An 18,049-nucleotide genomic window follows, 5' to 3' on the forward strand; every position below is an offset into this window, starting at 1 on the left:
CTTCTGGGCACCCGATTTCAGTCGTTCGGTGACGGTCGGTGTCGACACGTCCGAATCCGCGTACCACGCGTTCGAGTGGGCCGCGCGGCACGCGTGGGCGCTGCGGACCGATCTCCAGGTGTACCTCGCGGACCCCGCGGACACGACCGTCCACCGCGTCCTCGACCGGCTCCCGATGCTCACGGCCCACTTCCGCTCCGGCGGCGACGACCCGGTGGCCGCACTGGTGGGGGCGTCGGACTCCAGCGCGACCCTGGTCCTGGGGTGCAAGGGTGAACAGCACCGCGGCCTGGGTCTGGGGTCCCTCGTCCTCCCGGTGTTGCGCCGCGCGCGGTGCGGTGTCGTGGTGGTGCGCGGACGACCCCCGGCGATCCGCGGCGAGCACGGCCGGGTCACCGCGGCCGTCGGCGGGTGCGAGGACCCGGTCGTGCTGCGGCGCGCGGTCGAGCTCTGCCGCACCCGCCGGGCGTCCCTGCACCTGCTGCACGTCCACCCGCCGGCCCGCTGCGCGGCCTCCGTCCCCCGCGCCGAGGCCGCGCTCCGGCAGGCCGTGTCGTTCTTGCGCACGACGGCCCCCGAGCTCACCCCCGAGGTCGTCGTCGAGTGCCGCCACCCGCACGAGGCCCTGGCCGCGCTGGAGTCGGACGTCGTCGTGGTCGGGCGGGGCGGGCGGCACGACGGGGTCGGGGTGATCACCCGCGCGGCGCTGCACCACGCGTCGTGCCCGGTGCTCGTGGCCCGGCCGGACCCGCGGCCCGACGACCGCGCGGCGTTCTAGCAGGTCTTGCGCAGCACCGACCCGGTCGTGCCCGGCAGGGCCACCGACCGGACCGACGCGCCCTTCTCGTCCACGAACGCCCCGTCGAGCCGCACGGTGACGGCCGCGCTGCCGGTGCGGTTCGCGTTGACGATCGCGGTGCCGCAGGCGAAGTCGCGCTGGAACACGTTCGACGCCACCGCGCGGTAGGCCCCGAGCGGCTCGCCGAGGTCCCAGTCGTACTCGGCGCGCCACGGCGAGGCGTCGTCGTAGCGGTCGGTCTCGGCGATCTCGGAGATCGCGGCGTGCCCGCCCGCGGCCAGCAGGTAGCTCGCGAAGGCGTAGCGGAACGGCTGCTCGGCGCCGCTGTGGTGGGGCTGTACCCAGGTGATCTTGCCCTTGGCCTCGTTGGCGGTGATCTCGGCGAGCTGGCGGCGGAAGCCCTGCGGGTACTCCGAGAGCAGGTCGTGGTCGCCGAAGGTCAGCCACCACTCGTCGAAGCCGCCGTCGAGGTGCTCGGTGTAGCTGTCCCAGGCGCCGTCGTGCAGGCGGGCGTTGGACAGGTTCGCCACGGTCTTCAGTCCGGCGTCGACGAACTTCCGCCGGGTGCCGGAGAGCATCGAGCGGTAGGCGTCGCGCATCGACTCGTCGGTCGGGTACGCGGCCGGGCAGACGCCGTCGTGGTAGGTGTCGCAGGCGAACAGCGCGTTGTCCATGAACACGCCGTCGAAGACGCCGCGCGACGACGCGACCACGTTGTCGGCCCAGGCGTTCTGATAAGCGACGTTACCGACGTCCATCTGCCAATGGCCGCGATATCCGTCGTACTCGAAGCGGTGACCGTTCGGGTCGAGCAGGAACCACGACGGGTCGGCCGCGCAGTAACCGACGCCGGTGGGCAGGTCGGTGTCGTCGACCCCACCCTCGCACGCGTAGCTGCGGGTCGAGGACAGGTCCTTGTAGACGAAGGTCTGGATCTTGGGATTGGCCTTCTTCAGGCGCGCGGCAAGATCGCCTTCCCACGCGTTGAGCACCACGTACGGACGCCGCCGCGCTTCGGCCGCGATCATTTCGTCGCTGACCGGCGAGCTGTTCATGTGCAGCCAGAACGACTTCGTCGTGGACACCGGCTCACCGGCCTGAGCTGCGGGAACGAGGGCAGCCATCAGCACCGTGACCAAGATCGAAAATTGGGGGAAACGCACGCCGAACTCCGTCTCGCCTTGCACTCCGGTTCGGGAGCATTAGACGTGACGAATTGCGTGTCGTTAAGAGAAATCGAGAATGTGATTTTCACTGTTAAGCGGAGAATTGCGTCCTCCACGCCTGGACGTGGTCGAGGTCACTTGCGAAAACGGGGCGCGTCATCAATGATGCGCGCCCCGCGAATTCGGTCCGGAGAAATGATCTAGAGCTGCAGCTGCACGAACGGCGTCTGCTCGGACGACAGCGGCACCTGGAACCGCTGGGTCAGGAACGACGCGATGTCGTGGAACAACGGCGCCGCCGACCCGCTGAACGGCGTCCCGTGCGGGCGGTCGAGCATGATGCCGACGACGTAGCGCGGGTTGTCGGCGGGCAGGATCCCGGCGAACGTGATCCAGTAGTCGACGCTCGAGTAGCACTTGCACGCCGGGTCGATCTGCTGGGCCGTGCCGGTCTTGCCCGCGATCTGGTAGCCGGGCAGCGCGGCCTTCGAACCGGTGCCGTTCTGGTTGGCGTCACGCGGGTCGCTCTGGGTGACCGAGCGGAACATGTTGCGCACGGTCTTGGCGGTCTCCGGCGACACCACGCGCACGCCCTCGGGGCGCTGCTTCTCCGACCGCGACCCGTCCGCGGAGATCTCGGCGCGGACCAGCCGCGGCGGCACGCGCAGGCCGTCGTTGGCGATGGTCTGGTACATCGCGGTCATCTGCAGCAGGTTCATCGACAGGCCCTGGCCGATCGGCAGGTTGCCGAACGTCGAGCCGGACCACTGGTTCAGCGGCGGGACGGTGCCGGACTCCTCGCCGGGCACGCCGGACTGGGTGCGCTTGCCGAGGCCGAACTTCTGCAGCATCTCGGCGTAGCGCTCCTGGCCGACCTCCTGGGCGGCGAGCAGGGTGCCGACGTTCGAGGACTTGGCGAAGATGCCGGTGAACGACATCGGGACCGTGCCGTGGGTCCACGCGTCCCTGATCGTGCGGTCGGCGACCTTCAGCGAACCCGGTATCTGCAGCACGTCGTCGGGCTTGAACAGCCCGTACTCGACGGCGGCCGCGGCGGTGACGATCTTGTTCACCGAGCCGGGCTCGTAGGTGTCGGCGACGGCGCGGTTGCGCTTCTGCTCGTCGGTGGCCCTGCCGAAGTCGGCCGGGTCGTAGGTCTGGTCGTTGGCCATGGCGATGATCTCGCCGGTGCGCGAGTCCAGCACGACGGCGGAACCGCTGCGGGCGCCCGACTTCTGGGTGTAGTCGGTGACCATCCGCTGGACCGCGTACTGGGTGTCGACGTCGATGGTGAGCTCGAGCGACTTGCCCGGCTGCGGCTTGGTCAGCTCGCGTTCGGTGTTCGGGATGACGAGCGTGTCGTCGCCGGACATCGTGTCGACGACGCGGCGGCCCATGCGACCGGCCAGCACGTTGTCGGCGGCGTTCTCCAGGCCGAGGATGCCCTGCGTGGTCGGCGGCTTCTCCTCCTGGCGCCAGTTCGCGGCGCCGATGATGTTGGAGGCGACCGGGCCGTTCGGGTAGATCCGCTTGGCGCGGTACTCGGAGCCGATCTCGGCCGGGTACTTGGCGACGATCGCCGCCGCCTTGGCCGGCTCGGCCTCGCTGACCAGCACCTCGTAGCTGATGTCGGCGACGAGCTGCTGGTAGATCGTCTCCTCGTCGGTCTTCTCGCCGTTGACCTCGGGGCCCAGCGTCGAGGAGATGAATTTCGCGACGTCCCGCGCGTGCTCGTCGTAGGTCTGCGGGAACTGCTTCTTCGCCTTGTCCTTCTCCTTCTCGCGCTCGGCGTCCCAGTTCTTCCTGGCGCGCTGGGGAAGGATGTAGAGCGCGCGCACCTCGACCGAGAACGCGAGCTGGTTGCCGTTGCGGTCGAGGATCGCGCCGCGTTCGGCCGGGATGTTCAGGTACGTCGTGCGTTGCAGACGGGCCTGCGTGGACAGCTCGTCGGCCTGCAACCCCTGCACCTGCACGAGCTTGAGCCCGGCGGCCACCAGCGCGCCGATCAGCAGCAGGCGGCCGACGGCGATGCGCACCTTGTTGTTGCCGGTGTTGCGGGCCTTCGGCGCGGGGGCGCGCACGGACAACGGCCGGCGTGCGCCCCTGGGCTGTGGTCCCGGCATCAGCCACCCGCCGGAGGCGTCGGGGTGTTCGCCGCCTGGTCACCCGCCGGCGGCGTGGTGCCCGACGGTGGCGTGCTCGACGGAGGAGCCGGCGGCGGGGGCGGCGTGGACTTCGTCGGCGCGCTCGGCTTGCCGAACTCCTCGACCGTGCCGTCCGGGAGCTGCCGCAACCGCGCCGGGCTGGACGGCTCCACGAGCCCCATGTCGGTGGCCCGCCGGGCGAGGTCGGTCGGCGACTCCAGCAGCGCCACCTCGCGGCGCAGCTGCTCGACCCGCAGCGTCAGCTTCTCCTGCTCGGCCCTCGCCTCCTGCAACCGGTAGGAGTCGGCGGCGGCCTGCGTGGAGAAGTACATGATCCCGGCGACGCCCGCGACCAGCACGAGCATCACCAGCACGACGAACGGCGCCTTGGACGCCTGCCGCTGGTTCTGCTGCGGTGCCGACGACCCGCCACGCAGGTTCTGCGCGCGCTGGGCCCGCCGGGCGTAGGCGCGGTCGGCGGCCGCGGACCGGCGCCGAGCCTTGTCCTGGTCGGTCGGCCGGCCCTTGCCGGAACGCTTGGTGGAAGGGTCGCGTGGGGACGGCCCACCGACCCGTGCGGGTGCCGTCATCTCACCTCTCCGATCCGTTCCGCGGCCCGCAGTCGGACGGGCGCGGCACGGGGGTTGTCCTCGATCTCCTGCTCGGACGCGACCTCCGCGCCCTTCGTGACCAGCTTCAGCTCCGGTCCGTGGCCGGGCAGCTCCACCGGCAGCCCCGGCGGCGTCTTCGACTTCGCGAGCTCGGCGAACGCGTGCTTCACCATCCGGTCCTCCAGTGACTGGTAGGACTCCACCACGATTCGCCCGCCCACGCCGAGCACGCCCAGCGCGGCGGGCAGTGCCAGCCGCAACGACTCCAGCTCGCCGTTGACCTCGATGCGCAACGCCTGGAACGTGCGCTTCGCCGGGTGGCCCCCGGTGCGCCGGGACGCGGCGGGGACGACGTTGTACAGCAGCTCGACGAGCCGGCCGGAGTTCGTGAACGGCTCCTTCTCGCGTTCGCGCAGGACCGCTGACGCGATCTTGCCCGCGAACCTCTCCTCACCGTAGGTCGAGAGGATCCGCGCGAGGTCGCCGTGCGAGTACGTGTTGAGCACGTCCGCGGCCGTCATGCCGGTGCCCTTGGACATCCGCATGTCCAGCGGCGCGTCCCTGGAGTAGGCGAATCCGCGGTCCTCCTCGTCCAGCTGCAGCGAGGAGACGCCGAGGTCCATCAGCACCCCGTCCACGCGGGAGAAGCCGAGGTCGCGCACGGCTTCGTCGATGTGGTCGTAGGTGACGTTGACGAAGTGCACGCGGTCGCCGTGGCGCGCGAGCCGGGCCGAGGCCAGCTCGATGGCCTGCGGGTCGCGGTCCAGGCCGATGAGGGTCAGCTCGGGGTGTGCGCTCAGCAGCGCGTCGGAGTGACCGCCCATGCCGAGCGTCGTGTCGACCATGACGGCGGGCTTGCCGTGCAGCGCCGGAGCGAGCAGTTCCAGGACGCGGTCCAGCAGCACCGGAACGTGCCGCGGCTGATCCATCGTCCCTCTACTCCCCTGATGCGCGTTCGGGTGACGTCAGGTCCCCGCCCGCCCGTCGAACCTGGCGCCGGGGAAGGTGCGCCAGGGCCGATACTCGAGCGGACCGAGGCCTCACGGCACCCGAATCGCGTGTGAACATCCGGCCTGTTGCTCGGCTGACCGCCATCAGAAGACGCCCGGAATGACCTCCTCGCGAGCTGTGGCGTAGCCGTCCTCGTGCTCGTCGAGATAGGTCTGCCAGGCCGCCGCGTCCCAGATCTCCAACCTGGTGAACGCGCCGACGACCACGCACTCCTTGGTCAGCCCGGCGTACCGGCGCAGTTCCGGTGCGATCAGGACGCGACCCTGACCGTCCGGACGCTGCTCGTCCGTACCTGCGAACAGATAACGCTGATAGGCGCGTACGGCGTCGTTCGTGAACGGCGCCTCGGCGACCTTCCTCGCCATCTGCTCGAACTCAGCCCGGGGAAACACGTACAGGCAGTGGTCCTGGCCCTTGGTGACCATCAGACCTCCCGCCAGTTCGTCCCGGAACTTCGCAGGCAGTGTCAACCGACCCTTGTCGTCCAGGCGCGGGTAGTGAGTGCCGAGGAACATTCGGCAGCCACCTCCCTCGCCGGGCGACGGGACCGGCAGTGGAGCCCCCGTCTGCCCCACCGGCCGCCACAGTACCCCACTTTTCACCACAGTCAACGCTGAAACAGGTGCTCGCACGCCGACCCGCCACCCGTTTTCGCAGGTAGACGCCATGACGAGGAGTGGGGGGATGGTGGGGGAAGCCGTCCGTGTCCACCTGCGCGGGTGAGGGCCGACGCCCGATTTGCCACTCGAACGGCCTAGAAATTCCGGCCAAAACAGGGGGTTGGGCGGGTGTGGTGGGGGAAGGTGGAAACTGGTGGAGCGAACCCGAGTCGGCCTGTAGGTGTAGGGCACTTAGCCGTGGTTTGACACACTGCGTGAAACGCTCACACGTCCGTGTTCCGGACACGGCTGCTGGAGGTTTAGTGACGCCGGGAAGCCCAAGCGCGAACAGTCACGCGCCGGTCGATCAGGTTCTGGGTGAGTTGCACGGGGCCGTCCAGCGGATCGCCGCGAACGTCGAACGGGTGCTCGTCGGCAAGCCCGACGTGGTCCGGCTCGCCCTCGTGACGCTGCTCGCCGAGGGGCACCTGCTGGTCGAGGACGTGCCGGGTGTCGGCAAGACCTCGCTCGCGAAAGCGCTTGCCCGCTCCATCGACTGCACCGTGAGCCGCGTGCAGTTCACGCCCGACCTGCTGCCGAGCGACATCACCGGCTCGTCGATCTACAACCGGCAGGAGAACGACTTCGAGTTCCGGCCGGGGCCGATCTTCGCCAACATCGTGGTCGGCGACGAGATCAACCGGGCCTCCCCCAAGACGCAGTCCGCGCTGCTGGAGTGCATGGAGGAGCACCAGGTCACGGTCGACGCGAACACGTACCCGCTGGGCTCGCCGTTCATGGTGATCGCGACGCAGAACCCGATCGAGATGGAGGGCACCTACGCCCTGCCGGAGGCCCAGCGCGACCGCTTCACCGCGCGGGTGTCGATCGGCTACCCGGACCCGCAGGCCGAGCTGGCGATGGTCGACGAGCACGCGGGCCACAACCCGATCGACGACCTGCGGCCCGTGTCGGACGCGGCGCAGATCCTGCGGCTGATCGAGGCCGTGCGCCGGGTGCACCTCTCCCCCGAGGTGCGCCGCTACGCCGTGGAGCTGGTGTCGGCCACACGCCGGCTGCCGGAGCTGCGGCTCGGTGCGTCGCCCCGTGCCACCCTGCACCTCGTGCGCGCGGCCCGGTCGCAGGCGGCCCTCGCCGGCCGGGACTTCGTGGTCCCCGACGACGTCCACGCGGTGGCGATCCCCGTCCTGGCGCACCGGCTGGTGCTGACCGCGGAGGCGCAGGCCGCCCGCCGGTCCGCCGCCGAGCTGGTCAGGGCGTTGCTGCAGCGGGTGCCGGTGCCGACCGCCGCGCTCGACCCGAGTGCCGCCTTCGTCCGCAGCATCAACAACAACGCAGGGACGCCACGGTAACGATGCGCACCGCACTGTCCGGTCTGACCACCCGCGGAAGATGCTTGCTGGCCGCGGGGTTCGCTGCCGGAGCGTGCGCCGTGGTCCTCAACGAACGCGATCTGCTGCGCGTCGCGGCGTTCGTGATCGCGTTGCCGCTGCTGGCCGCGTGGCTGGCCACGCGGGCCCGCGTCGGTCTGCACGCGGCGCGGTTCCTGGCGCCCGGCCGGGTGCCGGTCGGTGCCGCGGCCGAGGTGAAGCTCGACCTGCGCAGCACCGGCCGCCTGCCCACCGGCGGGCTGCTGCTGGAGGACACGGTCCCCTACGCGCTGGGCGCGCGGCCGCGGTTCCTGGTGGAACGGCTGCCGCGCAACACGCCCACGTCGCTGCGCTACCCGCTCAAGCCGGTCATGCGCGGCATCCAGCAGGTCGGCCCGCTGATGGCGCGGATCACCGACCCGTTCGGGCTGGCCGAGTTCGACCGCGAGCTGGCCGGCCGGTCGCGGCTGGTCGTGGTGCCGCGCGTGGTGCGCCTGGCCGGGCTGCCCGGCGGGTCCGGCATGGGCGCCGGCGACGACGGCTCGGTGCGGCTGCGCGCGGGCCAAGGCGAGGACGACGCGGTGGTGCGGCCCTACCGGCAGGGCGACGACCTGCGGAAGGTGCACTGGCGCTCGACCGCCCGGCGCGACGAGCTGATGGTGCGGGTCGAGGAACGCCCGTGGCGCGGCGGCACGACCGTGCTGCTGGACCACCGCATCCACGCGCACCGCGGCAGCGGGCCGACGGCGTCGCTGGAGTGGTCGATCTCGTTCGTGGCGTCGATCTGCCTGCACCTGCACCACTACGGCCACCAGGTGCGCCTGGTCTCCGAGGACGGCCGGGTGCTCGCGGGCGGCGCCGCCGACGGCGGGCACAGCGACCACGTGGTGCTCGACTCGCTGGCCGCGCTGCAGGCCTCGCACCGCAGGGAGCTCGCGGCGGGCATGGACCCCGGCTCCGGCCAGGAGGTCATCGCCGTGCTCGGCGGGGTGTCGCCGGCCTCGGTCGAGGAGCTGATCAGGTACCGGCCGCGGGGCATGCGCAGCCTCGCGGTGCTGCTGGACGTGAACGCGTGGGCGGGCGGGTCGGACGCCACCGCACCGGACCCGGAGGACGCCCGGCGGTTGCTGACCGGCGCCGGCTGGGGCGTGGTGATCGGGCGGCCGTCGGCGTCGATGCAGCAGGTGTGGCAGGAGTTGTGCGCCAGCGCGAACAACCGCGGACCGGCGATGCGTTCGGAGGTGGGCTGAGGCGATGGCGACCAGAACGGCTTCCCGCAACGGCACGGAGTCATCGGAGTGGTTCGGCTCCGCCACGCCGTGGATCGCGGCGCTGGCGGTGCTGTGCGCGTCGACGGCGCTGTCCGGCGTGATCGAGGGCGACCTGTGGCTGGTGAGGATCGCCGTGGTGATCGTGGCGATCACGGTGACCGGCGCGTTCCTGAGGGCGACCAGGCTGCCTCCGCCGCTGGTGGCGCTGGCGCAGGTGTTCGTGCTGTTGTGCCTGCTCACGGCGTTGCACACGCGGTCGGGCGTCCTGCTGTTCCTGCCGGGCCCCGACGCGCTGGGCGAGCTCGGCGACGTGCTCGCGGAGTCGGTGGCTCAGGTGCAGACCGGCGTGCCGCCGGTGCACGCGTCGCCGGCGATCCAGGCGCTGGTGGTGCTGGCGATCGGCCTGGTGGCGGTCCTCGTGGACACGCTCGCCGTGGCCGCGGCGGCACCGGCGGCGTCCGGGCTGGTGCTGCTGTGCGTGTTCGCGGTGCCGGCGTCGCTGGCCGACGAGATGCTGCCGTTCTGGACGTTCGTCCTGGGTGCGGCGGCGTTCGCGATGCTGCTCGCGGTGGACGGCCAGCACCGGCACGAGGCGTGGCGCGGGCGGCTGGGGTCGGGTTCGGCGAGCGGCACGGGCAGTTCGGCGACCACGGTGGCGAGCATCGCGATGGTGATCGCGCTGGTCGTGGGCGCGGGCGTGACGATCGTCGGCACGGTCGGGCGGCTCCCGCTCAGCGGCAGCGGCGCCGGTGGCCGTGGCGGCATCGGGCTCAACGAGATGACGTCGTTGCGCGGCATGCTCAACCGCGGCAAGACCACCGAGGTGTTCTACGTGCGCGGCCTGCCGGAGAGCTCGTACATGCGGGCCTCGACGCTGGCCAGGTACGTGCCGAACAAGGGCTGGGAACGCGGCAGCGACCCCGGCGGCCAGCCCGCGCGCGGCGACCTGCCGTTGCAGCCGGGTGACCACGGTCAGGGCAAGTCGACGAAGGTCGAGATCGAGCCGCGCGGCTGGACGAGCTTCTGGCTGCCCACCTACGGCGCGGTCCGCCGCATCGACACCCCGGACGACGACTACCGGTTCGACCCCGGCAAGGGCGTGATCTTCACCCAGCGCGAGCGGGAGCCGGAGACCTACGAGCTCGAGACCGTGCTGTCGACGCCGACGAAGACCCAGCTGCGCATGGCGTCCGGCCCGCGCAACCTGGTCGACCCCGAGTACTACAAGTTCGACGGGGTCGAGCAGGAGGTCATCGACCTGGCGAAGAGGATCACCAGGGACGCCACCAACGACTTCGACAAGGCCGCCGCCCTCACCGAGTTCTTCAACGGCCCGACCAGCGACTTCAAGTACGAGCTGAAGACGCAGGGCGACGTCACCAAGGACGCGCTGACCGACTTCGTGACCAGGGGCAAGCGCGGCTACTGCGAGCAGTTCGCCTCTGCGATGGCCGCCATGGCCCGCACGGTCGGCTTGGCCTCGCGGGTCGCGATCGGGTTCACCGCCGGCATCCCGTCTCCCGACAACTCCTACCGGACGATCAGCACCGACGACGCCCACGCGTGGGTCGAGATCTTCTTCCCGAACCACGGCTGGATGACGTTCGACCCGACGCCGATCGAGGCCGGCCGCGCGGTCGTGCCGCCGTACCTGCGCGAACAGTCGCCGGGCGCGGAGGAGGAGCCGACGGCGAACACCCAGACGACGACGACCGCGCCGGCCACCCAGGGCTCGGCGGCCGCCTCGACCTCGCCCGACGGCGAGGAGGACCAGGGCCAGGCGCTGCCCCAGCAGGAGTCGACGCCGCCGTGGCACCTGTGGGCGCTGGGCGTGGTGCTCCTGCTCGCGTTCCTGCTGACGTTGTTCCTGGCGCTGGCGCTGCTCGGCGTGATCGGCGCGGGCATCCTCGGCGTGGGGTGGGCGCGCAGGCTGCTGATCCCCGCGGCGGCCACCCTGTGGCTGCTCGGCGTGGGACTGGCGGCGGCGTTGTTCTCGTGGTGGCTGGCGGTGCTGCTGGTGGTCGTCGGGGCGGTCATGACCCCGGCGCTCGTGCGGGCCGTGCGCCGGCACAACCGCCTGCACACCGTGACGGCGCTCGGCCCCGGCGCGGCGACGGCGGCGTGGGCGGAGCTGATGGCCGAGTCGATCGACCGCGGCGCCCCGGTGCCGTCTTCCGAGACGATCAGGACGGCCGCGCGGCGGCTGGCGCGTGAGCACAACCTGGACGACGCCGGCCGGGACGGGCTGCGGGTGCTGATCGGGGCCGTCGAGCGAGCCTGGTACAGCCCCAACCCGGCGGCCGACCCGGCGTTGCCCGCCGCGCTGACGGCGGTGCGGCAGTCGTTGCGGCAGAACGCGCCGCTGTCGGTGCGGGCCAGGCTGTTCCCGAAGTCGGTGCTGCGGCGCTCGCCGGTGCCGCTGGCCGACGTGCCGGAGCAGCACCCGGTCCCGGTGTAGGACCGCCCCGGCGTGGGACTGAACAGACGGATCGGGCCCGTCCCCTGGTGGGGGCGGGCCCGATTGGTGGTCTGAGGGGTTTTACTGCTCCTCGTCGAAGCGCCGGCGGAAGCGCTCCTCCATCCGTTCGGAGAACGAGCTGCGGCTGCGCTGCGCGCCCTCTTCCTGCCCGCCCTCGGCGACCTGGTCACCGCGACGCAATGTCGTCAGGGTGATCAGCACGCCGAAGAACATGAGCAGGAAGCCGAAGACGCTCACGACCGGGATGCTGGCGATCGCGAGCTGCGGGAAGATCACGCCGGCGATGAGCGCCGCGACACCGGCCACGAACAACCCGATGCCCTGGACACGACGCCGCTTGGACGGCCGCCGCAGCTTGGCGCCTCGTACGGTGGATGCGAACTTCGGGTCTTCGGCGTAGAGCGCGCGCTCGATCTGGTCGAGCAGTCGCTGCTCGTGCTCGGAGAGTGGCATCGTTCCTCCTCCGGCACAGCGGTCGCGGGCGCCGGGTGTTCGCGGTTGCCGCCGATCCCGGCGGACGGCCCACCCTGGGGACGTCACCCTCCAGGATACGAGCCACGCGCCCCGGCGACTACCCAGTCGGCCCTCTCATACGGTCGGTTCTGTCACCATCATCCTCCTGGGGCAGTGGTGAGGCCTTCGTGAGGCCTTGCCGGGTCCTTGTGGCCTGCCGTTCACGCCTCGTTCGGCCACGCGATCCGGGTACGCCATGACCGGTTGGTCGGATCGGGCCCATGACCGAACTGATCGTCAACGGCGGCGCCGAACAGGGCCTGACCGGCTGGCACACCGTCGCGGGCACCCCGGTGGTGCTGCGCTACGACACCGGGCAGGGGTATCCGGGCCCCGGTGATCCGGGCCCCGCGCAGCGCGGTGCGGCGTTCTTCGGCGGCGGGGACACACCCCTGAGCACGTTGCGACAGAGGGTGACGCTGCCGGGCCGTCCGTCTCGGTTCGCGGTCTCCGCCTGGCTCGGCGGCTACGCATCGCAGCAGGACGGCGCACGCCTGTCGGTGGAGTTCCTCGACGGGGCGGGCACCCCGCGCGGTCTCGTGGTGCTCGGCCCGGTCACCGCGGAGGAACGCGGCAACCGCACGGGCCTGTTCGAGCGGACCACCTCGGGCACCGTCCCGCCCGGCAGCCGCACCGCCGTGGTGACCCTGCAAATGACCCGTTCCGGTGGCGGCACGTCCAACGACGGCTACGCGGACAACCTCTCGTTCACGATCGGAGCCCGCTGATGTTGAACAGGCGTGACCTCCTGCGCGCCGCCGCTGCCGCGGGCGCCCTGGGCACGGTGTGGCCGCTGGCGCAGGGCCTGTCCCCGCGGGAAGCCCGTGCCGCCGCCGAACAGCTCGGCGCCTCGTGGGACGCGGCCCCGTTCACCCTGGGCGTGGGCTCCGGGGATCCGTTGCCCGACAGCGTGATCCTGTGGACCCGGCTGGCACCGGAACCCCTCGCGTTCGACCAGCCGCTGCCCGACGTCGTCGAGGTGGAGTGGACCGTCGCCACGGACGCGGCGATGCGCCACCACGTCGCCCGCGGCACCGTCGCGGCCTCGAACCTGTTGGGGCACAGCGTCCATGTGCCCGTGCACGGTCTTCGTCCCGGTCGCACGTACCACTACCAGTTCCGCGCCCTCGGCAAGCGCAGCCGCGTCGGCCGCACCCGCACCGCACCCGTGGGCCCGCTCTCCCGCGTCCGCTTCGCCACCGCAAACTGCCAGGCCTTCCACGACGGCTTCTACGCCGCCCACCACGGCATCGCCCGCGAGAACATCGACTTCGTCGTGCACCTCGGCGACTACATCTACGAACACGGCCAGGTCGGCGGCCAGCACGTCCGCGACCACGAGGGCCCCGCCGCCCTCACGCTCGCCGACTACCGCCGCCGCCACGCCCTGTACAAGGGCGACCCGTCCCTGCGCGACGCCCACGCCGCACACCCGTTCTACCTGACCTGGGACGACCACGAGGTCGCCAACGACTACAGCGGCTCCGAGGGCTCCGCCCCCTTCGTGAAACGCCGCGCGGCCGCCTACCAGGCCTGGTACGAACACCTGCCGATCCGCGCCGGCAGCGCACTGGAACCACAGATCTACCGCCGCCGCCAGTGGGGCGACCTGCTGGACCTGACCGTGCTGGACCTGCGGCAGTACCGCTCCGCGCAGAACCTCGCCACCGGCACGATCCTGGGCGCCGAGCAGAAGCGGTGGCTGCTCGACGGCATCTCCGACGCCCGCGAGACGTGGCAGGTCTGGATCAACTCCATCATGCTCTCGCAACTGGCACGCCCCGGCGGCGGCTACTACTTCACCGACCAGTGGGACGGCTTCCTGGCCGAACGGCGCGAGGTCCTCGGCCACGTGACCACGACGGGCATGAAGGACCTCGTGGTCCTGACCGGCGACTGGCACTCGGCGTTCGTCGACGACATCCGCCCGGACTTCGACGACCCGACCTCCCCGGTGATCGGCACCGAGTTCACGGCGCACTCCGTGACCTCCGGCGCCTACTCGCCGGAGTGGAACGCGACCAACGGCCCCGTGATGGGCGCGGCGAACCCGCACCTGAAGTACTTCGAGGGCAACAGGTACGGGTACGACGTCTACGAGGTGACACCGCGGCGGTTCTCCACGCACATGCGGGTGATCGGCGACCGGCGCGACGCCACGTCTCCGGTCTCGACGCTGACGACGTTCCACGTCGACCGCGGGGTTGCGGGGAGCTACGAGGATCCGGCGACGGCCGGGTCACCGGCGCAGTACCGCAGGGGCTGAGGCTGACAGCCCAAGGAGTGGGCTTCGGGGCTTGGTTTGTGGCGCTGGGCCTGTGAGGCGCGGCCTGTGAGGCTTCGCCTGCGGGGCTTGGCCTGCACTGGCCCACAGCCGCAAGCCTTGCGCTTGCAGGCCAGGCGCTCGCGGGCTTGCGTTCCGGACCTGACATTCGCGGACCTGACGGACATGGGCCCGCGAATGCCAGACCGGGCGCCCACAAACCCGGCACCCCAAACCGAAGCCGCCAACCCGACATCTCGCCAACCCGCCAACCCGCCAACCCGCCAACCCGCCAACCCGCCACAGGGTCACCGCCTGACCTCAGCTCCAACTCTGCGGACTGGCCGATCGGCTGGTTGACCCAGCTGTGCTTGATTCGGCGTTGAGTTCGCCGCCGTGCGTGCTGCACACTGCACTTCTGCCGGTCAGCAGGCAGATCTGGGGGAAGGTCGCTGTACTCATGCGTGTTTCGTTGCGTGCTGCCGCCGCGCTCGCGTTGCTCGTCGCCGGTTACCTGGGCATGGCCGGCCTGGCCGCCGGGCTCCTCGCCTTCGAGGTCTACTCCCTGATCGAACGCCCAGGCACGGGACTGATGCTCGCCTTCCTCGTGCTGCCCGCCGTCTCCGTCCTGGTCAAGGCCGTGATCGCGGTGGAACGCCGTGGCGCCACGCCCGGCGCGGTGCCCGGCATCCCCGTGACCGACGCGGAACAGCCCGCGCTGTGGGACCTCGTCCGCCGCCTGGCCGCCGACGTCGGCACCCGTCCACCCGACGAGCTCCGCGTCATCGGTGCGGTGCACGCCGGCATCGCCGAGGACACCCGTCTCCTGGGCCTGCGGGTCCTGCGCCGCCGGATGTTCGTCGGCGCTCCCCTGCTCACGTCACTGACCGAGAAGCAGCTCATCGCCGTGCTCGCCCACGAGCTCGGCCGCTACGCCACCAGGAACTCGCGGCTCGCCGGCGTCGTCGTCTCCGGCAGGGGAGCCGTGCTGCGCGCCGGAGCGCACCTGGACGCCGACCGCTGGTTCCAGCGCCAGGTCACGACGCTGTTCCGCGGCCACGCCCGGCTGTTCCTGCGCATCTCCCAGCCGGTCAGCCGGCACCAGGAGCTCACCGCCGACACCCGCGCGGCCCAGCTGGCCGGCTCCTCCGCCGCTTCGAGCGCGCTGCGCGAGCTGCCCGTGATCGACGCGGCCTGGGACCTCTTCACCACCCGCCACCTCACCGTCGCCTGGGAGGCAGGCTACCTGCCCGAGACGTTCTTCGACGGCTTCAGCCGCCTGCGCACCTCCCCCGAACTGCAGGAGGAGCTGGAGGACGTCCGCCTCCACCCGACGGACCCGGACCGCGGCCCGTACGACTCCCACCCTCCTCTGCTCGACCGCATTGCCACCATCGACGCCCTGGACGCCACCGCCGAGTCCTGGGGCGACCGCCCGGCGCTGGACCTGCTCGACACCCCGACGCCACTGCTCGAAGCCGCCGTCCTCGACGCCATGGCCCCCGAGGCGGCCACGAAGGAACGCGTCGACTGGGCCACCCTGCGCCACATCGGTGCCCGCGCCCGCGTCGTCCACGGCACCGAACGCCTCCTCGACGCCGCCGCCGCGCACATGGCCAAGCCCCCGTCGCTCACGACCGTGCTCGACGCACTGGACGCCGGCAGGCTCATCGACATCGGCCCCGACACCGTCCCCGGCAACCGCGCCGCCGGCCCCCGCGCCCGCCGCGAACTGGCCCGCGGCGAGGTCCACGCCGAGCTGTCCGCGTTGGTGGCCCTCGCGTTCTCCGACGCCGGACTCGCCCACTGGGAGCTCGACTGGCTCGGCCGCACCACCTTCGTCACCGCCACCGACGACCTCGACATGGCCGACCACCTCGACGAGGCCGTCTCCGACCAGGGCACCACCCAGGCCCTGCGCACCGCACTGGCCCTCGCCGGCGTCGCACCCGACTACCGCCCCATCCGCTGACTGGAGCCTGCACCCCCGTGGTCCTCTCGCTGTTGTTCAAACCCAGGGAAGCTCTCACGATCTTCCGCCTGATGCGCGAGGCCAACCGCCGCGGCGTGCCGGTCGACGAGCTCCCGCCCGAGGTCGTCGCCTCCTTCCTGCTCCCGAAGACCCGCCCGGACCGCTTTGGCCTCGTCCCCGACACCGAGGTCACCGCGGAACCCCCGGTCGAGGACCCCGCGCTGGAGGCCGTGAAAGCCGACATCCGCGCCGGCCACTGGGAGAACGCCGCCGACCTCACCGCCTCCACCTACGGCCAGTGGGACCGCCGCCAACGCGTCACCTGGGCCCTCGCCGACCTCGCCGCCAACGACGACACCTGGCTCAACGCCTGGCACTCCGCCCGCCCCGCCGACCCCCACTGGTCCGTCGTCCACGCCTTGGCCCTCGTCTCGCTGGCCTGGGACATCCGCGGCAGCTCCCTGGCCACCGACACCACCCGCTCCCAACTCGACGGCTTCCACCGCGTCCTCACCGAGGCCCGCACCGCAGCCCGCGCCGCGGCCGCCGTCCTCCCCGACGACCCCACCCCGTGGAACACCCTCATCACCCTGGCCCGCGGCCTGGGCGCCGACCACGACGAGTTCCGCACGCTGTGGGCCGAGCTCGTCGCCCGCGATCCCCTGCACCACAACGGACACTTGCAGGCCCTGCAGTACTGGTGTGCGAAGTGGCACGGTTCCAACGAGATGGCACTCGGGTTCGCGTTGGAGGCCGCGGCTGCTTCCGCGCGGTTCGCCGGGCTGCCGTTGCGGGCGGCGCAGGAAGCCGAAGACACCGACTCCTCTCTGTGGATGGCGCCCGAGGTCGTTGAGGCGCTTGAAGGTTTGCTGCACCGGTTGGCGGATGAAGGTGCGGACACGGTCGCGGTCCGGGAGGACCGCGGGTACGCGATCCTCGCGTTGTTGCGGATGCGGCGGTTTGACGAGGCTGTGGCGCAGTTCCGGGTTTTGGGGGTGCATGCGGATGCGGCGCCGTGGAACTACTTCGAGCTGCCGGTGATCACCTTCCTCAGTATGCGCGGGGATGCGATGAAAGGGGCTTCGCGAGCGGCGCGGGTTGGGTGGTAGTGCGGCGCTGGTTGGGCAGTGTTGGGCCGGGCGGTGAGCAGGGCTGCGGTGGGTCGCGGGGGGGTGAGCCGAGCTGAGGGGCCAGCTGCGGCAGGGGTGGACGGCGAGCGTTGAGACCGATGCGGCGGCTCAGCTCGATGCGCTGGTGGGCTGCGGCGGCGGGTCGGCGTTGCGACTGCGGCGGAAGCGGGCAGCAGAGCGGCCAGCGGCGGGGCGGCGCGGGCGCCATCACGGCGAGCTGGTTGCGGCGATGGGGATGCGTTGTCACAGCTGGAACATCGGTGGCAGTGGCCAGCTCCCTTCTGGGTGATGGCAGGTTTTGAGTCAGAGCGGCGATAGGCGGGCATAGGCGGCACGCGTCCAGGCGACGGGTGCCTGGTTGCGGGCTGCCGGAAGACCGACGCTCAAGCGCCGGGCAGCTCTGCGGCGGACCGGGCGGCGGTGAGCCCACGGCAGCAGCGAGCCGCGCGATGGCGGGCCGGGGGCCGTAAGTAGCGAGCCGGGCGGTAACGGGCCTGGGGCGGTCGGTCCGCAGGCGGCGCTGAGCGGCTCAGGCGGTGGGCGAGCGGCTTCGGGTGACGGCACGGGTTCCTGCCAGAGGGGTGGGTGCGGTGGCGGGTGAAGGGCAGCGGCGGGGATGGAATCAGGTGACGTGGCGGGTGGGGGTTCCGGTGGTGTGGCAGGGGATTCTGTGGAGGGCGGCTGGCGTGCGGGGTGAAGG

General features: G+C 71.5%; 14 protein-coding genes. 8 read left to right on the forward strand and 6 right to left on the reverse strand.

The window, feature by feature from the left end:
- Positions 1 to 28: 28 nt before the first annotated feature.
- Positions 29 to 778: a universal stress protein gene (locus tag ADL03_RS10005; protein ID WP_053733089.1), complete on the forward strand. Its 750-nt coding sequence runs from the start codon at positions 29 to 31 to the stop codon at positions 776 to 778.
- Here the strand turns inward: ADL03_RS10005 and ADL03_RS10010 are convergent.
- From ADL03_RS10010 to mraZ, 5 genes are all read right to left on the reverse strand, one after another.
- Positions 775 to 1,923, reverse strand: coding sequence for a putative glycoside hydrolase (locus ADL03_RS10010; RefSeq protein ID WP_157528433.1), 1,149 nt, complete (start codon positions 1,921 to 1,923; stop codon positions 775 to 777). The two genes, ADL03_RS10005 and ADL03_RS10010, sit on opposite strands and share 4 nt — an antisense overlap.
- 242 nt (positions 1,924 to 2,165) lie before the next feature.
- A complete protein-coding gene (locus ADL03_RS10015) occupies positions 2,166 to 4,088 on the reverse strand; it encodes a penicillin-binding protein 2 (protein ID WP_053733091.1) in 1,923 nt (640 codons plus the stop codon).
- Positions 4,088 to 4,699: a hypothetical protein gene (locus tag ADL03_RS10020; protein WP_053733092.1), complete on the reverse strand. Its 612-nt coding sequence runs from the start codon at positions 4,697 to 4,699 to the stop codon at positions 4,088 to 4,090. Before ADL03_RS10020 ends, ADL03_RS10015 begins: the two co-directional genes overlap by 1 nt.
- The gene (rsmH, locus tag ADL03_RS10025) at positions 4,696 to 5,649 is read right to left on the reverse strand and encodes a 16S rRNA (cytosine(1402)-N(4))-methyltransferase RsmH (RefSeq protein WP_053733093.1); all 954 of its coding nucleotides are present in this window, start codon (positions 5,647 to 5,649) and stop codon (positions 4,696 to 4,698) included. Before rsmH ends, ADL03_RS10020 begins: the two co-directional genes overlap by 4 nt.
- A 165-nt stretch (positions 5,650 to 5,814) precedes the next feature.
- Positions 5,815 to 6,246, reverse strand: a complete 432-nt coding sequence (mraZ, locus tag ADL03_RS10030; protein WP_053733094.1) for a division/cell wall cluster transcriptional repressor MraZ — start codon at positions 6,244 to 6,246, stop codon at positions 5,815 to 5,817.
- A 467-nt stretch (positions 6,247 to 6,713) separates the two neighbouring features.
- Between mraZ and ADL03_RS10035 the strand changes: the two genes are divergently transcribed.
- Genes ADL03_RS10035 through ADL03_RS10045 form a run of 3 tightly spaced genes read left to right on the forward strand, consistent with a single transcriptional unit; the run spans position 6,714 to position 11,450 of the window.
- Entirely contained in the window at positions 6,714 to 7,703 is a 990-nt protein-coding gene (locus ADL03_RS10035) for a MoxR family ATPase (protein WP_231641715.1), read from the forward strand.
- 2 nt (positions 7,704 to 7,705) lie between these two features.
- Positions 7,706 to 8,971 carry a DUF58 domain-containing protein gene (locus ADL03_RS10040; RefSeq protein WP_053733096.1) on the forward strand — a complete coding sequence of 422 codons (1,266 nt, stop codon included), beginning with the start codon at positions 7,706 to 7,708 and terminating at the stop codon, positions 8,969 to 8,971.
- 4 nt (positions 8,972 to 8,975) lie between these two features.
- A complete protein-coding gene (locus ADL03_RS10045; protein WP_053733097.1) occupies positions 8,976 to 11,450 on the forward strand; it encodes a DUF3488 and transglutaminase-like domain-containing protein in 2,475 nt (824 codons plus the stop codon).
- 81 nt (positions 11,451 to 11,531) lie between these two features.
- Here the strand turns inward: ADL03_RS10045 and ADL03_RS10050 are convergent, their stop codons facing one another.
- Entirely contained in the window at positions 11,532 to 11,924 is a 393-nt protein-coding gene (locus tag ADL03_RS10050; RefSeq protein WP_053733098.1) for a DUF3040 domain-containing protein, read from the reverse strand.
- A gap of 281 nt (positions 11,925 to 12,205) precedes the next feature.
- On the opposite strand from ADL03_RS10050, the gene ADL03_RS10055 reads away from it, so the two are divergent.
- From ADL03_RS10055 to ADL03_RS10070, 4 genes are all read left to right on the forward strand, one after another.
- Positions 12,206 to 12,712 (forward strand): hypothetical protein, encoded by a 507-nt coding sequence (locus ADL03_RS10055; RefSeq protein ID WP_053733099.1) that lies wholly within the window; start codon positions 12,206 to 12,208, stop codon positions 12,710 to 12,712.
- Positions 12,712 to 14,250, forward strand: a complete 1,539-nt coding sequence (locus ADL03_RS10060; protein ID WP_082373022.1) for an alkaline phosphatase — start codon at positions 12,712 to 12,714, stop codon at positions 14,248 to 14,250. Before ADL03_RS10055 ends, ADL03_RS10060 begins: the two co-directional genes overlap by 1 nt.
- Positions 14,251 to 14,707: 457 nt before the next feature.
- A complete protein-coding gene (locus ADL03_RS10065; protein WP_053733101.1) occupies positions 14,708 to 16,219 on the forward strand; it encodes a M48 family metallopeptidase in 1,512 nt (503 codons plus the stop codon).
- Between the two features lie 17 nt (positions 16,220 to 16,236).
- Positions 16,237 to 17,328, forward strand: coding sequence for a hypothetical protein (locus ADL03_RS10070; RefSeq protein WP_053733102.1), 1,092 nt, complete (start codon positions 16,237 to 16,239; stop codon positions 17,326 to 17,328).
- The last annotated feature ends 721 nt before the right edge of the window (positions 17,329 to 18,049 follow it).

The organism is Nocardia sp. NRRL S-836 (assembly GCF_001279525.1).
In the GTDB taxonomy this organism is placed as follows: Bacteria; Actinomycetota; Actinomycetes; order Mycobacteriales; family Pseudonocardiaceae; genus Lentzea.

What these genes read in the sequence shown, in the direction of transcription:
- ADL03_RS10010 (WP_157528433.1), bottom strand. Translation starts at nt 1,923, where the DNA reads ATGGCTGCCCTCGTTCCCGCAGCTCAGGCCGGTGAGCCGGTGTCCACG.
- ADL03_RS10020 (WP_053733092.1), bottom strand. Translation starts at nt 4,699, where the DNA reads ATGACGGCACCCGCACGGGTCGGTGGGCCGTCCCCACGCGACCCTTCC.
- rsmH (WP_053733093.1), bottom strand. Translation starts at nt 5,649, where the DNA reads ATGGATCAGCCGCGGCACGTTCCGGTGCTGCTGGACCGCGTCCTGGAA.
- ADL03_RS10050 (WP_053733098.1), bottom strand. Translation starts at nt 11,924, where the DNA reads ATGCCACTCTCCGAGCACGAGCAGCGACTGCTCGACCAGATCGAGCGC.
- mraZ (WP_053733094.1), bottom strand. Translation starts at nt 6,246, where the DNA reads ATGTTCCTCGGCACTCACTACCCGCGCCTGGACGACAAGGGTCGGTTG.
- ADL03_RS10040 (WP_053733096.1), top strand. Translation starts at nt 7,706, where the DNA reads ATGCGCACCGCACTGTCCGGTCTGACCACCCGCGGAAGATGCTTGCTG.
- ADL03_RS10055 (WP_053733099.1), top strand. Translation starts at nt 12,206, where the DNA reads ATGACCGAACTGATCGTCAACGGCGGCGCCGAACAGGGCCTGACCGGC.
- ADL03_RS10045 (WP_053733097.1), top strand. Translation starts at nt 8,976, where the DNA reads ATGGCGACCAGAACGGCTTCCCGCAACGGCACGGAGTCATCGGAGTGG.
- ADL03_RS10060 (WP_082373022.1), top strand. Translation starts at nt 12,712, where the DNA reads ATGTTGAACAGGCGTGACCTCCTGCGCGCCGCCGCTGCCGCGGGCGCC.
- ADL03_RS10015 (WP_053733091.1), bottom strand. Translation starts at nt 4,088, where the DNA reads ATGCCGGGACCACAGCCCAGGGGCGCACGCCGGCCGTTGTCCGTGCGC.
- ADL03_RS10065 (WP_053733101.1), top strand. Translation starts at nt 14,708, where the DNA reads ATGCGTGTTTCGTTGCGTGCTGCCGCCGCGCTCGCGTTGCTCGTCGCC.